A 14677-nucleotide genomic window follows, 5' to 3' on the forward strand; every position below is an offset into this window, starting at 1 on the left:
ATCGGTTTATCCACACGAAATGTCCCTTAAGCCGGCGATCCACTTGCCCTGTCGAGGTTCGATGCCACATGAGAAGGGGTGTCTGCCGTCGTCGTCGGCTAGGGCGTCAGCGTGATCAATCGCGCCGGTTGACGGATGGATCACTTAGAGGTTGTGCCACAGCCTCATCTACGTGTGCCACGCTGCCTAGCCTTTCGCGGGGTATCTGAGAAAGCACTCACTCATATGGGCGTCTCCCTTCGCGCTCACCCGGAGCACGCGTGGTCACTGATTGACGTCCACGGTGAGCGCGAAGGGCGAATAAGGGAGAACGAAGGGCGGGCGGATGAGCGCGACGGGCGGGTGGGGGAGATGATGTAGGCACGCGGCGCAGCTGTTGTGCGCCCTCTCCCTACTAGCAAGAAAAGGCCCCGGCCACCGCACTCGCTGTGAGTTCGTGGTGGCCGGGGCCTTGCTCGGCGCTGGGCTGTGTGCCAGCGCCTTCGGCTTTAAGCGCCTTTAGACGTCGAAGGCTTCCTCGAGCAGGTTCTTCTGCTCAATCTGGTGGACCTTCGCGTTGCCGGTGGCAGTCGAGGACTGCGAGCGGCGGGAGACGCGGACCAGCTCCGGCATATCCGGGATGAGCTCACGCAGGTGCTCGTTGTAGAACGGCCACGGGCCCTGGTTGGCCGGCTCGTCCTGTACGAAGCGAATCTGCGTTGCGTTCGGGTAAGCCTCGAAAGCCTCACGCAGGCGATTGAACGGAATCGGGTGGAGCATCTCCACGCGGACGATGGCGATGTCATCGCGGCCATCGGTTTCCTTCTTCTTGGCCAGCTCCCAGTAGAGCTTGCCGGAAACCAGCATGATGGTCTTGACCTTGTCAGTATCGCCGACCTTCTTGCCGTTGATGTCTACGAAGTTCGGGTCGTTGATAACGGACTGGAACTTCTTGACCTCAGTGAAGTCCTCCACGGAGGAGGTTGCGGCCTTGTTGCGCAGCATGGACTTCGGGGTGAAGACCACCAGCGGGCGCTTCATCTCACCAAGAGCCTGGCGGCGCAGCAGGTGGAAGTGGTTAGCCGGGGTGGAAGGCTGAGCCACGGTCATGGAGCCCTCAGCGCACAGCTGCAGGAAGCGCTCGATGCGTGCGGAGGAGTGGTCCGGGCCCTGGCCCTCGTAGCCGTGCGGCAGCAGCAGGATCAAGCTGGAGAGCTGGCCCCACTTGGCCTCACCGGAGGAGACATACTCATCGATGATGGTCTGCGCACCGTTGGCGAAGTCACCGAACTGTGCCTCCCAGGCCACCACGGCATCCGGGTTACCCACGGTGTAGCCGTACTCATAGCCCATGCCGGCGTATTCGGTCAGGGCCGAGTTGTAGACCATGAACTTACCGCCATTGCCCTTGGACTCAGCCAGGCGGGCGATTGGGTTGAACTCGTTGCCCGTGCGCGGGTCGAAAGCCACAGCGTGGCGCTGGGTGAAGGTGCCGCGGCGGGAATCCTCACCGGCCAGGCGTACAACCTTGCCGGAGTTAGCCAGGGAACCGAAGGCGATGAGCTCGCCCCAGCCCCAGTCGATGCCTCCCTCGCGCGAGGACTTCTGGCGCTCCTTGGCCACCTTGGCCACGCGCTTGTGGTACTCGAAGCCCTCCGGCGGGTTGCCGTAGGCATCACCAATCTCGGCGATCTCCTCAGCGGTAATGGAAGTGTCCAGACCGCGGGTCAGCTCCTGGGAGGAGGTGATACCAGTCTGCTCCTTCGGGCCAGCCTCTTGTGCCTTCTTGTGGTCAGCGAAGACGGACTCCATCTGGTCGTGGAAGTCACGTGCAGCTGCCTCTGCCTCTTCATCGGAGAGGTCACCGCGGCCGATGAGCTCTTCGGTGTAGCGCTCACGGACGGACTTGTGGTCATCGATGATGTCGTAGAGACGTGGCTGGGTCATGGACGGGTCATCGGCCTCATTGTGGCCGCGCAGGCGGTAGCAAACGAGGTCAATGAAGACGTCCTTGCCAAAGCGGCGGCGGTACTCGGTGGCCAGCTTGCCCACCCAGACAACAGCCTCCGGGTTGTCGCCATTGACGTGGAAGACCGGGCAATCGAAGCCCTTGGCCAGGTCGGTGGCGTAGTGCGTGGAGCGACCGGAATCCGGGGTGGTGGTGAAACCAACCTGGTTGTTAACCACCACGTGGACGGTACCGCCGGTGGTGTAGCCGCGCAGCTGGGAAAGGTTGATGGTCTCCTGGACCACGCCCAGGCCGGTGAAGGATGCATCGCCGTGGAGCATGATCGGCACAACAGTGTGGCCCTCAGCACCCTTGTCCAGGATGTCCTGCTTGGCGCGTGCGATACCTTCCATGACCGGGTCGACGGCCTCGAGGTGAGACGGGTTAGCAGCCAGGGTGACCTTGATTTCCCCGTCACCGAACATCTGCAGGTGCTCGCCCTCTGCGCCCAGGTGGTACTTCACGTCACCGGAGCCGCCCATCTGGCCGCCCTTGTAGTTGCCGTCGAACTCACCGAAGATATCTGCCAGTGGCTTGCCCACGATGTTGAAGAGGACGTTGAGGCGGCCACGGTGCGGCATGCCGATAACAACTTCGTCGAGGTCCTGGCCTGCTGCGGTGTCCACGATGGAATCCAGCAGGGCAATGAGGGACTCAGCGCCCTCCAAGGAGAAGCGCTTCTGGCCTACGTACTTGGTCTGCAGGAAGTTCTCAAAGGCCTCAGCGGCGTTGACCTTCTGCAGGATGTACTTCTGCTCAGAGTTAGTCGGCTTCGGCATGCCGGCCTCAATCTGCTCCTGCAGCCAGCCGCGCTCATCGCGGTCGAGGATGTGGGCGTACTCGGAGCCAACCTTGAGGGTGTAGGCGGAGCGCAGGCGGGTAACCACCTCGCGCAGCGTCATGGTCTCCTTGCCGCCGAAACCGCCAACGTTGAAGGTGCGGTCCAGATCCCAGATGGTCAGGCCGTGGGTAGCCAGGTCGAGGTCGCGGTGATCCGGCCAGGGCAGGCCCGGCTGCTTCCAACCCAGCGGGTTGATGTCCGCGAGAAGGTGGCCACGGGAGCGGTAGGCCTCGATGTACTGCATGACGCGGGTGTTCTTGTCGACGCCCGTGTTCGGCACGTCGGCAGCCCAGCGGAAGGGCTGGTAGGGAACTCCCATGGACTCGAAGAGCTCGTCCCAGAAGGCATCATCCAGGATGAGCTGGCCCACGGTGCGCAGGAATTCACCGGACTCCGCGCCCTGAATAACGCGGTGGTCATAGGTGGAGGTCAGGGTAACTAGGCGGCCGACGCCGAGGTCTGCCAAGCGGTCGGCGGAGGTGCCGGCAAACTCGGCCGGGTAATCCATGGATCCCACACCGATGATGGAGCCGGAGCCCTTGGTCAGGCGGGCGATGGAGTGGCGGGTACCGATGCCACCCGGGTTGGTCAGGTTGATGGTGACGCCGGAGAAATCATCCATCGTCAGCTTGTTCTTGCGGGAGCGGTCAACGATGTCCTGGTAGGCATCGATGAACTCGGAGAAGGTCTTGTTTTCGGCCTCCTTGATGGCGGCGACGACGAGGGCGCGGGAGCCATCCTTCTGTGGAAGGTCAATAGCCAGGCCCAGGTTGATGTGCTCCGGCTGAACCACGGTGGGCTTGCCGTCCTGGATTTCGTAGCGCACGTTCATATCCGGGTGGATCTGAACGGCTTTCACCAGCGCGTAGCCCAGGATGTGGGTGAAGGAGATCTTGCCGCCGCGGGTGCGCTTGAGGTGATCGTTGATCATCGCGCGGTTTTCCCACATGAGCTTGACCGGGATGTCACGCACGGTGGTAGCGGTGGGGATCTCCAGGGACTCGTCCATGTTCTTGGCAATGGCCTTGAACATGCCCTTGAGTACGCGGGAGCCCGGCTCCGGTGCCTCCTTGATGCGGTCCAGCGGGGACTCGGACTTCTTCTCCGTCTTCTTCGGGTTCTTCTTGGATGCGGCGGAAGCCTTGGAATCGCTCGGTGCCTTAGCGCCTGGAACAGCGGAAGACTTCTCCTCAGCCTGGGTCTTCTTCGGCGCAGCCTGTGCCGCGTCCTTCTTCTTGGTGGGGGTGCTGGATTGAGCGTTCGCAGCCTTGGACTGTGCGGCCGACTTCGGTGCTCCGTTGGCCTCAAAGTACTCGCGCCACTCCTTGTCTACGGAGTTCGGGTCCTTGGAGTACTGCTGAAACTGTTCGTCAATCAGCCACGCATTCGGGCCATAGATGCTCGAGTTGCTCACGGCAGATGCTCGCCTCTTTCTGTGCTTCTAAGTTTGTCTTTATTCGACTCTAGTAGGCCAATCCACGGGTGCGAAAGGCACCCCGAAAAGTGTCTCTCCTTATGATACGGCCCTTGTAAGTTTGCTCACTAACCTGAGCGGGTTTCGCCCCTTTTATTCCCCCTGCAGGGGGGAGAGTTGGGTGCCCGCATGGTTGATTACTTGGCGGCCCAATTTACGGTTGGCGGTTGTTCCCAGCACCGCGCCTACACCCATCGGCAGCAGTTTGGATACCCATGCCCACTTGAGCTTCTTGGTGGCCTGCTTCATGAAGAGCTTGGTCAGGCGGCCGTTGAGACCGCTGAGGGTAGGGCCGGAAAAACGCGAGAGGGTAGCAGCGGAGGTGACGCCCGACAGCGAGGTTGCATCACCCACAAAGGTATCAACCAACGCGCTGCCTTGGGAGCCGGTGAGCACCACCAAGACCAGCGCGCGGCGGCGCTCCTTATCCCGGATGTTGTCACCGCGCAGGTGCGCGGAGGCGAGAATGTACCAGGCGGCGGCTTCAAGGAAGACCAGGGATTCCGCGCCGATAGTGGCTGCGCCGGTGACCAGGCCGATGCCAGGGATAGCCGCGGAGGCGCCCGCGGCAGCACCGGTACCGGTGATGATGTTCATGAAATGCTTGTCGATGAGCTCTTGCAGCTCCGCAGGGCTGGCGTCGGGGTTGCGCTTCTTTAGGCCCTCGACATAGTTGATGATGACGGAGGACTGGACGGAGACGACTTTGTCGATGGCCGCCAGGAATCCCTTGGTGATGCGGTTGGCCTCATCCACCTCCAAGGTTCCCACAGCCTCTGCGGAGCTGGCCTGATCGACCGATGCATCCCGGCGACTAATGTCCTTGCCCTTTTTCTCCTTGTTAAAGACCTTGTCCAACATTGTCTCACCTAACTTTTTAACTAAATCTGATTGTGAATCTGAACTGTATGTTTACCACCGTATCGAAAAAGCTTTATCCAGCGCGCTAGCAGGGTGGCGCACTAGGGTATGAGGCATGAGCGAGTTTGAGCCTTTCCCTCCGCGTGAGGTCAGCGCGGCTGCGGCGCGCTTGCTTGCAGATTCCCTCCACGCCCGTGCCCTCGCCGCACAGGAGGCGGCACGCACCGCGCTTGCCGACGATCTCACGGTGCTCACCACCGGTGGCTGGGTACGAGGTTGCATCGAGGAAGAGTTACGCACGGACCGCCCGCTCAGCGCTCCTGTCCGCTCGTGGCGCGGTATCCCTTTTGGCGCAGATACCTCGGGCGCCAACCGTTTCATGGAGCCGCGGCCTGCCCCGGCGTGGGAAGGAATCCGGGATTGCCGTGAGTTCGGGCACGTGGCCCCGCAGCCGGTGTACTCTTGGACCGACCGCATCGAGGGTGCAGAAGATTGCCTGACCCTTGATGTCGTCCGGCCGCACGATACGGGTTCACCCGATACACCGTCGGGTTCTAAGGCAGGGGAGAAGCTGCCCGTCGTGGTGTATTTGCATGGCGGAAGTTTCATTGTAGGTTCCTCCCACATGCTGATGCTGCGCGGCTTCGAGTTCGCAGCCCAGATGGACGTTGTTTATGTTTCGGTGAATTTCCGCTTAGGTGCCTTGGGCTACCTCGACGTCCGCAGTCTTGGCGGTGAGGCCTGTGCCAACCCGGCTGTGGCGGATCAAGTCTTAGCGCTGGAATGGGTACGCGAAAATATCGCGGCCTTCGGCGGGGACCCAGAAAACGTGACTCTCATGGGTGAATCCGCCGGCGGCGCGGCCGTCCTCACTCTCATGGCGGTGCCGCGTGCAGAAGGGCTTTTTCACCGCGCGATTGCGCAGTCGCCGCCGATCGGCATGATTCATTCACGAGCGCAGTCAGTGTTTTGGGCCCGCGAGCTGGTTCACAAGATGGCCTTGCCGCGCGATGCCACAGCTGATGATCTGCGCCGCGAGGACTTCGCGGACCTCGTGCGCTCTGGCCAGTCCATGATGTGGCGCGCGGGCGAGTTGCTGTACCTGAACTCCTGCTATGCGCCGACTGTCGACGGCGACCTCATCCCGCAACATCCCATCGAAGCCTTTGAGGACGGCAACCAACACCCGGTGCCGCTGCTGGTGGGAACCAACTCCGGTGAGGCCAGCTTTGGAAAATTCCTCTTCCAACGCCAGAGCGCCCGAGAGCGAGCGGCCCTCCGACTTCTTGCTTCCTTTGATCCGGAGAGCGCACCGGATGTCATCGCGGCCTACGGCGGTGCGGTCTCCCGCCGCGATTTCGGGGATCTGCTGACCGACGCCCTCTTTTGGGCCCCTACTGTCCGCGTGGCCTCCGACCACGCACGGCGCTATCCGACGTGGATGTACCGCTTCGACTTCGCGCCAGCGGCGCTTCGCTGGTTAGGTCTGGGTGCGATGCATTCGATGGAGCTATCCAACATCTTTGGCGATCCAGGGGCGTCGAGAGTGTCCTTCCTAAACAGCATTGCTAAGCCTTCCGAAATGGAGGACGTGACCGAGACCATGCAGGCGCAGTGGGGCGAGTTCATTCGGGGCGGAGCGCCTCTAGACAACTGGCCGCAATACCGCGCGCCGCAGCGCTCGACCATGGTTTTTGATGTGGAGCCGCGCGTGGAGGAGGCGCCGATGGAGGGGCGTCGCCAAGCATGGGAGGCCTATGACATGTTGGAGTGGGGTACTGGGCGCCCGGAGATTCTGAAGGAACAGGGATTCCTGCTCGATGAGGAGAGCTATTGACGGAGATCGCAGGTAAGATGTGTGGGGCCTTGGCAGCAGCCCGGGTGAGACTCCCACATGGACGGATGTTAACCACATGAGCTTTTTTGAAGATATCGCCTCTGCGCTGGACGGGGAGGGCATTGAGTCCCGCGTCAACGACGATGTGATGTTCGTGCCCATCACCTCCGATTTGGAAATCCAGTTTGTGGAAATTGACCCCATCCTGCCGGCGGCCAACGTCTACATTGCCGCGGCCGATGTGGATGAAGATGATGAAGACTTCGAGGCCGTTTTGGTGTCCGTGGCGTTTTCTGTGGACGATGCGGTTGAGGCCGTATCCCGCCACATTGCCACGGACCAGGTGGTGACGGTGCTGCGTGACCTGCTGGAGGGCACTGACGAGCGCATCGCCGAGCTGGAGTTTCTCCAGGATGAGTTCAACCCGAATCTGGTCGTGGCGGAAGTTGCCAACGACTCGGAGCTGCGCGTGCTCGTGGAAACCATCGACGGTGTCCCGAGCGCGATCGTGCGTTTCCTCTCCTTCGACTTCGATGAGGAAGAGCTCGATGAGCTGGAGGATGAGGCGATCAGTAAGCTCTGGGATATCGACAGCCCGGAGGACATGAGTGAGGAAGAGCGCGTTGCCATCTTCGGCGATGCAGACGACGAAGACGGCGGGCTAGCCCCCATCATTGAGGTCCCGGCTGAGGCACTTGAACTGGGTACCTACACCGACTTCGACCGCCTCTTCGATGTGCTCAGCTTGGTCTCCGATCAAGCCTTAGATTGGGAAGCACAGCTGGTGAGCATCGATGACGATGACTTCGACGAGCCTGAGGTCTATGACATCTTCGGCGCCGATGATGAGGACGATGATGACGTTCTCTTCGAAGACGATTATGACGAAGACGATGATGATTACGACGAGGACGGAGCAGAGGACGCCGATAGCGACGGTGACTCCGAGGACTAAAAGCTCCCAGGGTAGGGTAGGTGCGTACTTTTCCCTACGTTAATGAGGAGCAACCAAAACACATGCCGGACAAGAAGGCATCGCGGAGCCAACGCCTGTGTGTTGGCTCCGCCCTAGTGTGTGCGGCTCTGGCTTGGGTCCTGTCTCTGAATTCGAACTACGGTAGCGGGGACTATGTTTTTGGCTCCGTCCTCTCCATCAGTGTGTGGTGCCTGACACTGCTCGGCGCCGTTCTTTTCCTTGCCGCACAATGGCGTTCTTTAGGCCATCACGCATTGCTCAACCCGTTGCTGGCGGTGGTAGTGAACCTTGTGCTGTCCTCGTTGATTTTTAACGTGAGCGTTCCCTTGTACCTGGACATGATGGGCACGGCATTCGTGGCAATTGTCTATGGACCCGTCTTGGGAATGGGCACGGCGCTTTTGACTGCGTGCTTGGCCAGCATCAACAATCCGCTGCTTTTGGTGTACCTACCGGTGGCCCTGGTGGTGGCCTACTTATTCGGCTGGCTGGCGCGCCGTGGTGCCTTTAAGCGGATGATGGTCATGATGCTCGCCGGCGCTGGTGTGGGAGTAGTTGCTGGGCTGTTGACCACGATGTGTACCTTGCTCTTGCCCGGTGAGTATGGACAAAGCGGACCCATTAAGCTCATGGCCCTGTGGGAGCTAATTTTGCATGACGGACGCCTGGCAGTTCTCTTGCAGAGTCTGAGCTCCGACGTGATTGATAAAACGTTCACGGTCCTCGTAGTCTGCGTAGCTATTCGCTTGGCGCCGCAGCCCATCCTCCGTCTTTATGACTATCCGGAGACGCGCCCATCCCGAGACCGCGTCTTAACGGAGGACAGGTTCACGCTTTCCCTCGATGAGGAACCACCCCGCAACCTCCTGGGCCGGATACAGCGCTACTTCTAAAAGCTCTCAGAGCTCTCGTAGCTGCGTGGCTCCACCCACTCGGGCCACACCCGCATTGGACAGGAGCCAAGAGAGTATTAGGCGGCTTGGCTGAAGCCTTCGAAGAGGGAAAGCGGTGAATGCACCGGGGTGTAGGTGCTATCTACCAGCCACACAAACGTCGCCGCACTGCTGCTGGAAATCTCATGAACTGCGGAGACAAGCTCTTCTGGGACCAGTGCCCGCACCCAGGCTTCCGCTAGCGAGGGAGTAACGGGACGTCCAGTCGGATCGGTGATGCGTACGGTGATGAGATAAGAAGGCACGCGCTTTTCGCCATAACCCAGCACGCGGGCCTTGGCCCGCTCGCCCACGCGGTGGCGCGACACAGTAAAAGTCAGCGGTAGCGATTCGCCGCCTTCTATGGCCACTGGTGGCAGAACCTTCGATGGTGGCCGCCACTGCGGAGTGGGCCGCGCGAGCGAGCGTGGATGGCGAATGATGCTCTCTATGGAGCGAAGAGTTTCATGGTGGTGGTAGAGGATCTCCGTGGTCAGCTCACCGGGGCTGAGCGTGGACGGGGACTGAACGGACTGGTGAATGCTGCTGTAATTCTTCATGGCGCACACACTAGATGCCTGTGCGGACATTCCACGTCAAAGTGTCGAACTATTGTTCGACGATTTGACGTCGTGGGCTAGAGTGAGTGGCGATATGAAAAATACTGCAGAACCGCAGGTAAAAATCCCGCGGGAAATTTGGGTCATGGTCACCGCCGGGTTCATCATCGCCTTGGGGTACGGGCTCATTGCACCGCTGCTGCCGCAGTTCATCGTCAGCTTCGACGTCTCAATGGCTGCGGCTGGTCTCGTAGTCTCCGTCTTTTCTGCTAGCCGCCTTGTCTTCGCACCCGCCGCCGGGTTCCTCATCGACCGCGTCGGCACGCGCCGCGTCTACGTGACGGGCCTGTTCACCGTGGCAGTGACCACCGGTTTAGTGGGCGTGGCGCAGGAGTATTGGCAGATCGTTGCGCTGCGCACTATCGCCGGCATTGGCTCGACGATGTTCACTGTCGCGGCGATGGGGCTCATTGTGCGCCTAGCACCACCCAGCATTCGCGGGCGCTGTTCGGCAACCTATGCCACGTCTTTCCTTCTTGGCAACGTGATTGGCCCGCTCGTGGGCGCGAGCCTCTCTTTCTTAGGATTCCGCTGGCCTTTCTTTATCTATGGCGTTGGCGTCGCCATCGCCGCACTCGTTGTGTGGATCCTTATGCCCTCGGTCAATGAGGCCGATGAACGTCGGCGTCACCTTACGCCCATGCGCTTGGAGGAAGCCTGGGCGGATACTGCTTACCGTGCAGTGCTGACGTCCAACTTCGCCCAGGGCTGGATCAACATGGGCGTGCGCGTGGCGGTCCTCCCGTTGTTCGCGGCCGCCATCTTCGCCAACGGCGCATCCACATCCGGCGTTGCGCTAGCGGCCTTTGCCGCGGGCAACGCCATTGTTCTGCAGTTCTCCGGTTCCTGGTCGGACCGTGTGGGGCGCCGTCCGCTTATCGTTGCGGGGCTCGTGGGTTCCGCTCTGTTTGTGGGCACGCTGGGCTTGGCGACGAACATCGTCTCCCTCCTCATTCTCTCCGCCCTGTCCGGCGCGGCTTCGGGCCTCATCGCCCCCTCGCAGCAGGCAGCTGTGGCGGATATCGTCGGCTCGCAGCGCTCGGGCGGCCAGGTGCTATCAACTTTTCAGATGGCTGGTGACTTCGGACAAATCCTGGGCCCCATCGTCATTGGTCTGCTGGCAGATAGGTACGGGTTTGAGGCCGCCTTTGGCTTCTGCGCGGTAGTGGCCGCGGCCGGCGTCGTGGCGTGGATTTTCGGCCGCGACACCTTGGGGGAGAGAACAGGTATTCTGCGCGGCCTGCGCCGCCGCTACCGCCCGCGGCGATAGTAGACGGAAAACTGAAAGGCTCCGTCAGTACAGTGCTGACGGAGCCTGAGTCTTCAGGGCTGTGTATTCCTAGCGAGTGCGGCGTACTTTCTTGCTGCACGCAGCCCAGCGAGGGGTGGTGCCGGTTTTGAAGCTGCGCTCCCGAAAGCGCGTAAAGCCATAGATGGAAGTTTCAGAACCGTTATCTGGGCGGCTCCACCTCTTCCGGCTACGCTCGCTCGCGGCTGCCATAACCGTCCTCCACACTTCTGCATTAAGGCATCAGAGACTAATCTTTTCTTAATCTGCTAAGGAAATCTTAAAGTGGGTTAGTTGGGGTGTCAACTTCATTATTTATATTTATGTGAGACTTAAGCCACAGTGCGTCCAGCGGCATAAAGCTGTTTAGGCATGTCACGGCGAAGGCTCCACTCAAACTGGATGGGCTTCTCGCCCCTATGCGTAACGTAGTCGACATTGCCGAGGAAGGTGTATGCCGATGCAGTGTCCACCTTGTTCCGCTTGTTAAAGCGCGTAGCAATGATGATGTTGCCGTTGAGCTCATGATGGTGGATGTAGCGCCGTGCCATCGCGGACTTGAGCGACGTGGTGGATTGGGATTCCCAGTGCAAACGATCCGGCGCCAGTGGGTAGTCGCGGTAGTTCGTGGAAGCACTGACACTCTCGTCTTTTTGAAAGGTGACCAGGAAGAGGTCGGTGTTTGATGCATCGAAGCGCCGTACACCTTCGCGCGGCAGATTTGCCAATTTGCGCAACGGGCCATCGTCCAAAGCTCCGACGAGCTCGGCAAGACTGTAGTCGGCGTGAGTTTCCAAGACGCTGTTCGTTGACTTTTCTGGAATGACGCGGGAGCGGTCGAGCGTGAGCTGCATGACCTGAGTTACCTCAGCGACGAAGGAAGGGCATGAGCGGATGATTCCGAGGGCCTCGTCCAAGGATTCCGGTACCGGCGTATTTGAGTTCGCCCACAGCGCCAGCACGAGCATGGTGGCGTACCGAACCTGCTCGGGAGTCATGTCCTTTTGGGTGGGCCCATCCGGAGAAACCAGGAGACTGTAGGCCGCTACGCGGTTGGGATCGTTGATGTGTAACAGCACCCGGATTCGGCTGAGTAGAAACTCTTCGTGCTCGCTCGCAGGGACGGAGGGCAGAAGCTTCTCATCGCGCAGCAGCGTGGTCCACGTAATTCCCTTGCGGCGGTAGATGTCTTCTAGCGGAACTCCGGAGCTGTTAGTGAAACTGGCGAGGTCCGTTGTGCCGTAATCAGAAATAAGTGCTCGTATTTTCTTAATGGAGTTACGGGCTAAGCGCTTGATGTTCTTGAGAACGCGCTCGGTCGTTACACGGTCCAAGGTGATGTTGGAGCCTGGCGGGGCGGTAGGAAATCCTTGCTCTACCTCCTTGGCCAAGTTCTTTCCGCGAGCAGGAGTTAGAGCTTTGAAGCGCTCTTCGAAATCGAATTCTTCGTGCTGTACACCCAAGAAATCAAAGACAGTGCAGGCATTCTTTCCCTCATGGAGACGCAGCCCGCGGCCAAGTTGTTGGACAAAGAGCACAGGGCTTTGCGTTGGGCGCAGAAGCAGCAGCGTGTTGATCGATGGAATGTCGACGCCTTCGTTGAAAATATCGACGGCGAAGATGATCTTAATAGTGCCTTCGCGAAGCTGTTCAATGGCGCGGCGACGCTCATCAAGGCTGAGCTTGCTGCTGACCGCCAGAGCTGGGATGCCGAAAAGATTGAATTGCTCCGCCATGTATTCGGCGTGGGCGATGGTCACGCAAAAGCCGAGGGCTTTCATCTCGGAGAGATCGAAAATGCGACGGTTGAGTTCATTGATAATGAACCTGGTGCGCTTCTCTCCAGCCTTGATATAGAACTCGCTCAGCTCCGAAGCTTTGTAGTCCTTCTTTCCGCGATTCCAGGTCAGGCTTGTCAGGTCAGTAGCATCGTCGACTCCGTAGTAGTGCAACGGTGCGAGAAGCTGGAGGCGCAAGGCATCCCAGAGTCGAAGTTCATGAGCTACGCGGTAGTCGAAATACTTTTGAACGTTCTCGCCGTCACCGCGCTCCGGAGTGGCAGTCAGCCCGAGGAGCTCACGCGGCTGCAGGTAGTCCAGAACCGCGCGGTACGTCGCGGCCTCTGCGTGGTGGAACTCATCAATGACGACGACTTCAAAATGGTCAGGCGCAAGCTGGGCTAGGCGCTTGCCATGCAGAGACTGGATGCTCGCGAAGACATGGTCCCACTGGGCGGGCTGTTCACCGCTTAAGAGGAGCTCGCCAAAACCTGCGGTGCTAAGCACCTCGCGATAGGTCCGCTGGGCCTGGGTAAGAATCTCGCGCCGGTGCGCAATGAACAGCAATCGTGGCCTGCGCCCCAGCTTCTCGCATAGGCGGCGGTAGTCCAGTGCTGCCACAACAGTCTTGCCTGTACCAGTAGCGGCAATGAGGAGATTGCGATGACGATCGTGAACTTCGCGCTCGGAATCTAAAGCTTCGAGCATCTCCTCCTGGTAGGGATAGGGCTCAACGCGAAGGCCTGAGAGTTCGAGCTTTTCACCGGGCTTTGCTTCAAGAAATCTGGCGCCGCCGAGGGCCTCCTTGAGGCGCTCGAAGTCTTGGTCCGGGTCAAATGCTTTGAAATGAGTGTCGTACCAATAGCTGTCGAAGGTCTTGATGAACTTTTCGATTATCTCCGGCGTGGAGGAACGAGAGCCCCGGACGTTCCATTCCCAACCGTCAACAAGCGCTGATCGCGAGAGGTTTGAGCTACCGATGAAGGCGGTGTCGAATCCGGACTGACGGCGGAAAAGCCAGGCTTTGGCATGTAACCGTGTGGTCTTGCTTTCGTAGCAGATCCGGACTTCAGCGCCGTAGTCTTCCACGAGGCGGCGCACGGCGGCGGCTTCGGTCGCCCCGCAGTACGTCGAAGTGATGACGCGCAGCGGGATCTGGTGATCCCTGAGGTATTCCAATTCATCGCTGATGACCGCGATGCCTGAAGTCTTGATGAAAGCGCACAATAGGTCGACGGAGTCGGCCGTTCGGATCTCGCGGGCAATCTCGACTGACATGTTGGTGTCGTCCACGCTGTTGGTGAACAAGGCGCTGGAGTTGAGCGAGACTTCCGGGAGTTTCGGGGCCTCTTCGAGCTCTGATCTATAGATGGCGTAAAGCAGTTCCTCGGCGGAGATGGACTCATCCACCCCGAGGTGTTGCGCGAGCCCATTGATGAGGGCCACACGCTCTTCGGGCTTTGATAACTCTGTGAGCTTGCGCTCGAGGGCCTTGGCAAAATGCTGGGACACTGCCGCGGCGAACCGGGGGTTGACATCCTTCTTGGAACCGGAGGCGATGCCGGTTGCTGCCGTGGGCCGAGCTCGCTTGGTTTCCTCGATTCGCTCCTGGACTCGGGCGGTGACCGGGGTTTCGTAGATGCCAAACGGCAGAATCGACTCGGAACTCATAGGCGCGAAGAAAGCAGTTTGACGGTGGGGATATCTGCAGGGGCCCAGTCGAGTTCCCGGGCCTCGGCAGGGGACACCCAACGGGTGGCATCGTGATCACTAAGAACGAGTTCCCCAGATTCCTTGGTGCACAGGAACGTCGTGAGCTCGATGGTGGCGAAATCATACTCGTAGACGGTCGTTGTGACCTGGTCACCAACCTTTGCGCTGACGGACAGCTCTTCTTTGATTTCACGTGCGAGAGCCTGCTTAGGCGTCTCGCCTTCTTCAATCTTGCCGCCTGGAAATTCCCACATGCCGGCTAGTGATTTTCCTGGAGCTTTGCGGCAGGCCAGGAATCGATTGCCGTCTACGAAGACGGCTCCGACAACACGAATCGGTGAACTCATGGGCACTAGTATGCCGGCTGGCC

General features: G+C 59.8%; 10 protein-coding genes. 5 read left to right on the forward strand and 5 right to left on the reverse strand.

What is annotated here, in order from left to right; all coding sequences use genetic code 11:
- Positions 1–225: 225 nt before the first annotated feature.
- Positions 226–360: a hypothetical protein gene (locus HMPREF3147_RS13060; protein WP_256364854.1), complete on the forward strand. Its 135-nt coding sequence runs from the start codon at positions 226–228 to the stop codon at positions 358–360.
- A gap of 138 nt (positions 361–498) precedes the next feature.
- Here the strand turns inward: HMPREF3147_RS13060 and HMPREF3147_RS01260 are convergent, their stop codons facing one another.
- A complete protein-coding gene (locus HMPREF3147_RS01260) occupies positions 499–4242 on the reverse strand; it encodes a multifunctional oxoglutarate decarboxylase/oxoglutarate dehydrogenase thiamine pyrophosphate-binding subunit/dihydrolipoyllysine-residue succinyltransferase subunit (protein WP_070443649.1) in 3744 nt (1247 codons plus the stop codon).
- Positions 4243–4395: 153 nt separating this feature from the next.
- The gene (locus tag HMPREF3147_RS01265; protein WP_070443652.1) at positions 4396–5163 is read right to left on the reverse strand and encodes a hypothetical protein; all 768 of its coding nucleotides are present in this window, start codon (positions 5161–5163) and stop codon (positions 4396–4398) included.
- 115 nt (positions 5164–5278) lie between these two features.
- Between HMPREF3147_RS01265 and HMPREF3147_RS01270 the strand changes: the two genes are divergently transcribed.
- The 3 genes from HMPREF3147_RS01270 (at position 5279) to HMPREF3147_RS01280 (ending at position 8869) form a co-directional block, all read left to right on the forward strand.
- Positions 5279–7000 (forward strand): carboxylesterase/lipase family protein, encoded by a 1722-nt coding sequence (locus HMPREF3147_RS01270; RefSeq protein ID WP_070443655.1) that lies wholly within the window; start codon positions 5279–5281, stop codon positions 6998–7000.
- Positions 7001–7076: 76 nt separating this feature from the next.
- Positions 7077–7955, forward strand: a complete 879-nt coding sequence (locus HMPREF3147_RS01275; RefSeq protein WP_070443658.1) for a DNA primase — start codon at positions 7077–7079, stop codon at positions 7953–7955.
- A gap of 62 nt (positions 7956–8017) precedes the next feature.
- Complete coding sequence (locus HMPREF3147_RS01280) at positions 8018–8869, forward strand: hypothetical protein (protein ID WP_070443661.1); 852 nt, start codon at positions 8018–8020, stop codon at positions 8867–8869.
- Between the two features lie 77 nt (positions 8870–8946).
- Here the strand turns inward: HMPREF3147_RS01280 and HMPREF3147_RS12945 are convergent, their stop codons facing one another.
- Entirely contained in the window at positions 8947–9468 is a 522-nt protein-coding gene (locus HMPREF3147_RS12945; protein WP_246815682.1) for a hypothetical protein, read from the reverse strand.
- 94 nt (positions 9469–9562) lie between these two features.
- Here HMPREF3147_RS12945 and HMPREF3147_RS01290 point away from each other — a divergent pair, with 94 nt between their 5' ends.
- A complete protein-coding gene (locus HMPREF3147_RS01290; protein WP_070443663.1) occupies positions 9563–10798 on the forward strand; it encodes an MFS transporter in 1236 nt (411 codons plus the stop codon).
- 350 nt (positions 10799–11148) lie between these two features.
- Here HMPREF3147_RS01290 and HMPREF3147_RS01295 read toward each other — a convergent pair whose 3' ends face one another.
- Both HMPREF3147_RS01295 and HMPREF3147_RS01300 read right to left on the reverse strand, forming a co-directional pair.
- Positions 11149–14265 carry a DUF3427 domain-containing protein gene (locus HMPREF3147_RS01295; protein ID WP_070443666.1) on the reverse strand — a complete coding sequence of 1039 codons (3117 nt, stop codon included), beginning with the start codon at positions 14263–14265 and terminating at the stop codon, positions 11149–11151.
- On the reverse strand, positions 14262–14654 hold the full coding sequence (locus HMPREF3147_RS01300) for a (deoxy)nucleoside triphosphate pyrophosphohydrolase (protein WP_070443670.1): 393 nt from the start codon (positions 14652–14654) through the stop codon (positions 14262–14264). The genes HMPREF3147_RS01295 and HMPREF3147_RS01300 overlap by 4 nt, the downstream gene beginning before the upstream one ends.
- Between the last annotated feature and the right edge of the window lie 23 nt (positions 14655–14677).

The sequence above is a fragment of the Corynebacterium sp. HMSC05D03 genome (assembly GCF_001807205.1).
GTDB classification, from domain to species: Bacteria; Actinomycetota; Actinomycetes; order Mycobacteriales; family Mycobacteriaceae; genus Corynebacterium; species Corynebacterium aurimucosum.

Coding starts and splice junctions, on each gene's coding strand:
- HMPREF3147_RS01290 (WP_070443663.1), top strand. CDS start 9,563: ATGAAAAATACTGCAGAACCGCAGGTAAAAATCCCGCGGGAAATTTGG.
- HMPREF3147_RS01300 (WP_070443670.1), bottom strand. CDS start 14,654: ATGAGTTCACCGATTCGTGTTGTCGGAGCCGTCTTCGTAGACGGCAAT.
- HMPREF3147_RS01265 (WP_070443652.1), bottom strand. CDS start 5,163: ATGTTGGACAAGGTCTTTAACAAGGAGAAAAAGGGCAAGGACATTAGT.
- HMPREF3147_RS01275 (WP_070443658.1), top strand. CDS start 7,077: ATGAGCTTTTTTGAAGATATCGCCTCTGCGCTGGACGGGGAGGGCATT.
- HMPREF3147_RS01295 (WP_070443666.1), bottom strand. CDS start 14,265: ATGAGTTCCGAGTCGATTCTGCCGTTTGGCATCTACGAAACCCCGGTC.
- HMPREF3147_RS01270 (WP_070443655.1), top strand. CDS start 5,279: ATGAGCGAGTTTGAGCCTTTCCCTCCGCGTGAGGTCAGCGCGGCTGCG.
- HMPREF3147_RS12945 (WP_246815682.1), bottom strand. CDS start 9,468: ATGAAGAATTACAGCAGCATTCACCAGTCCGTTCAGTCCCCGTCCACG.
- HMPREF3147_RS01280 (WP_070443661.1), top strand. CDS start 8,018: ATGCCGGACAAGAAGGCATCGCGGAGCCAACGCCTGTGTGTTGGCTCC.
- HMPREF3147_RS13060 (WP_256364854.1), top strand. CDS start 226: ATGGGCGTCTCCCTTCGCGCTCACCCGGAGCACGCGTGGTCACTGATT.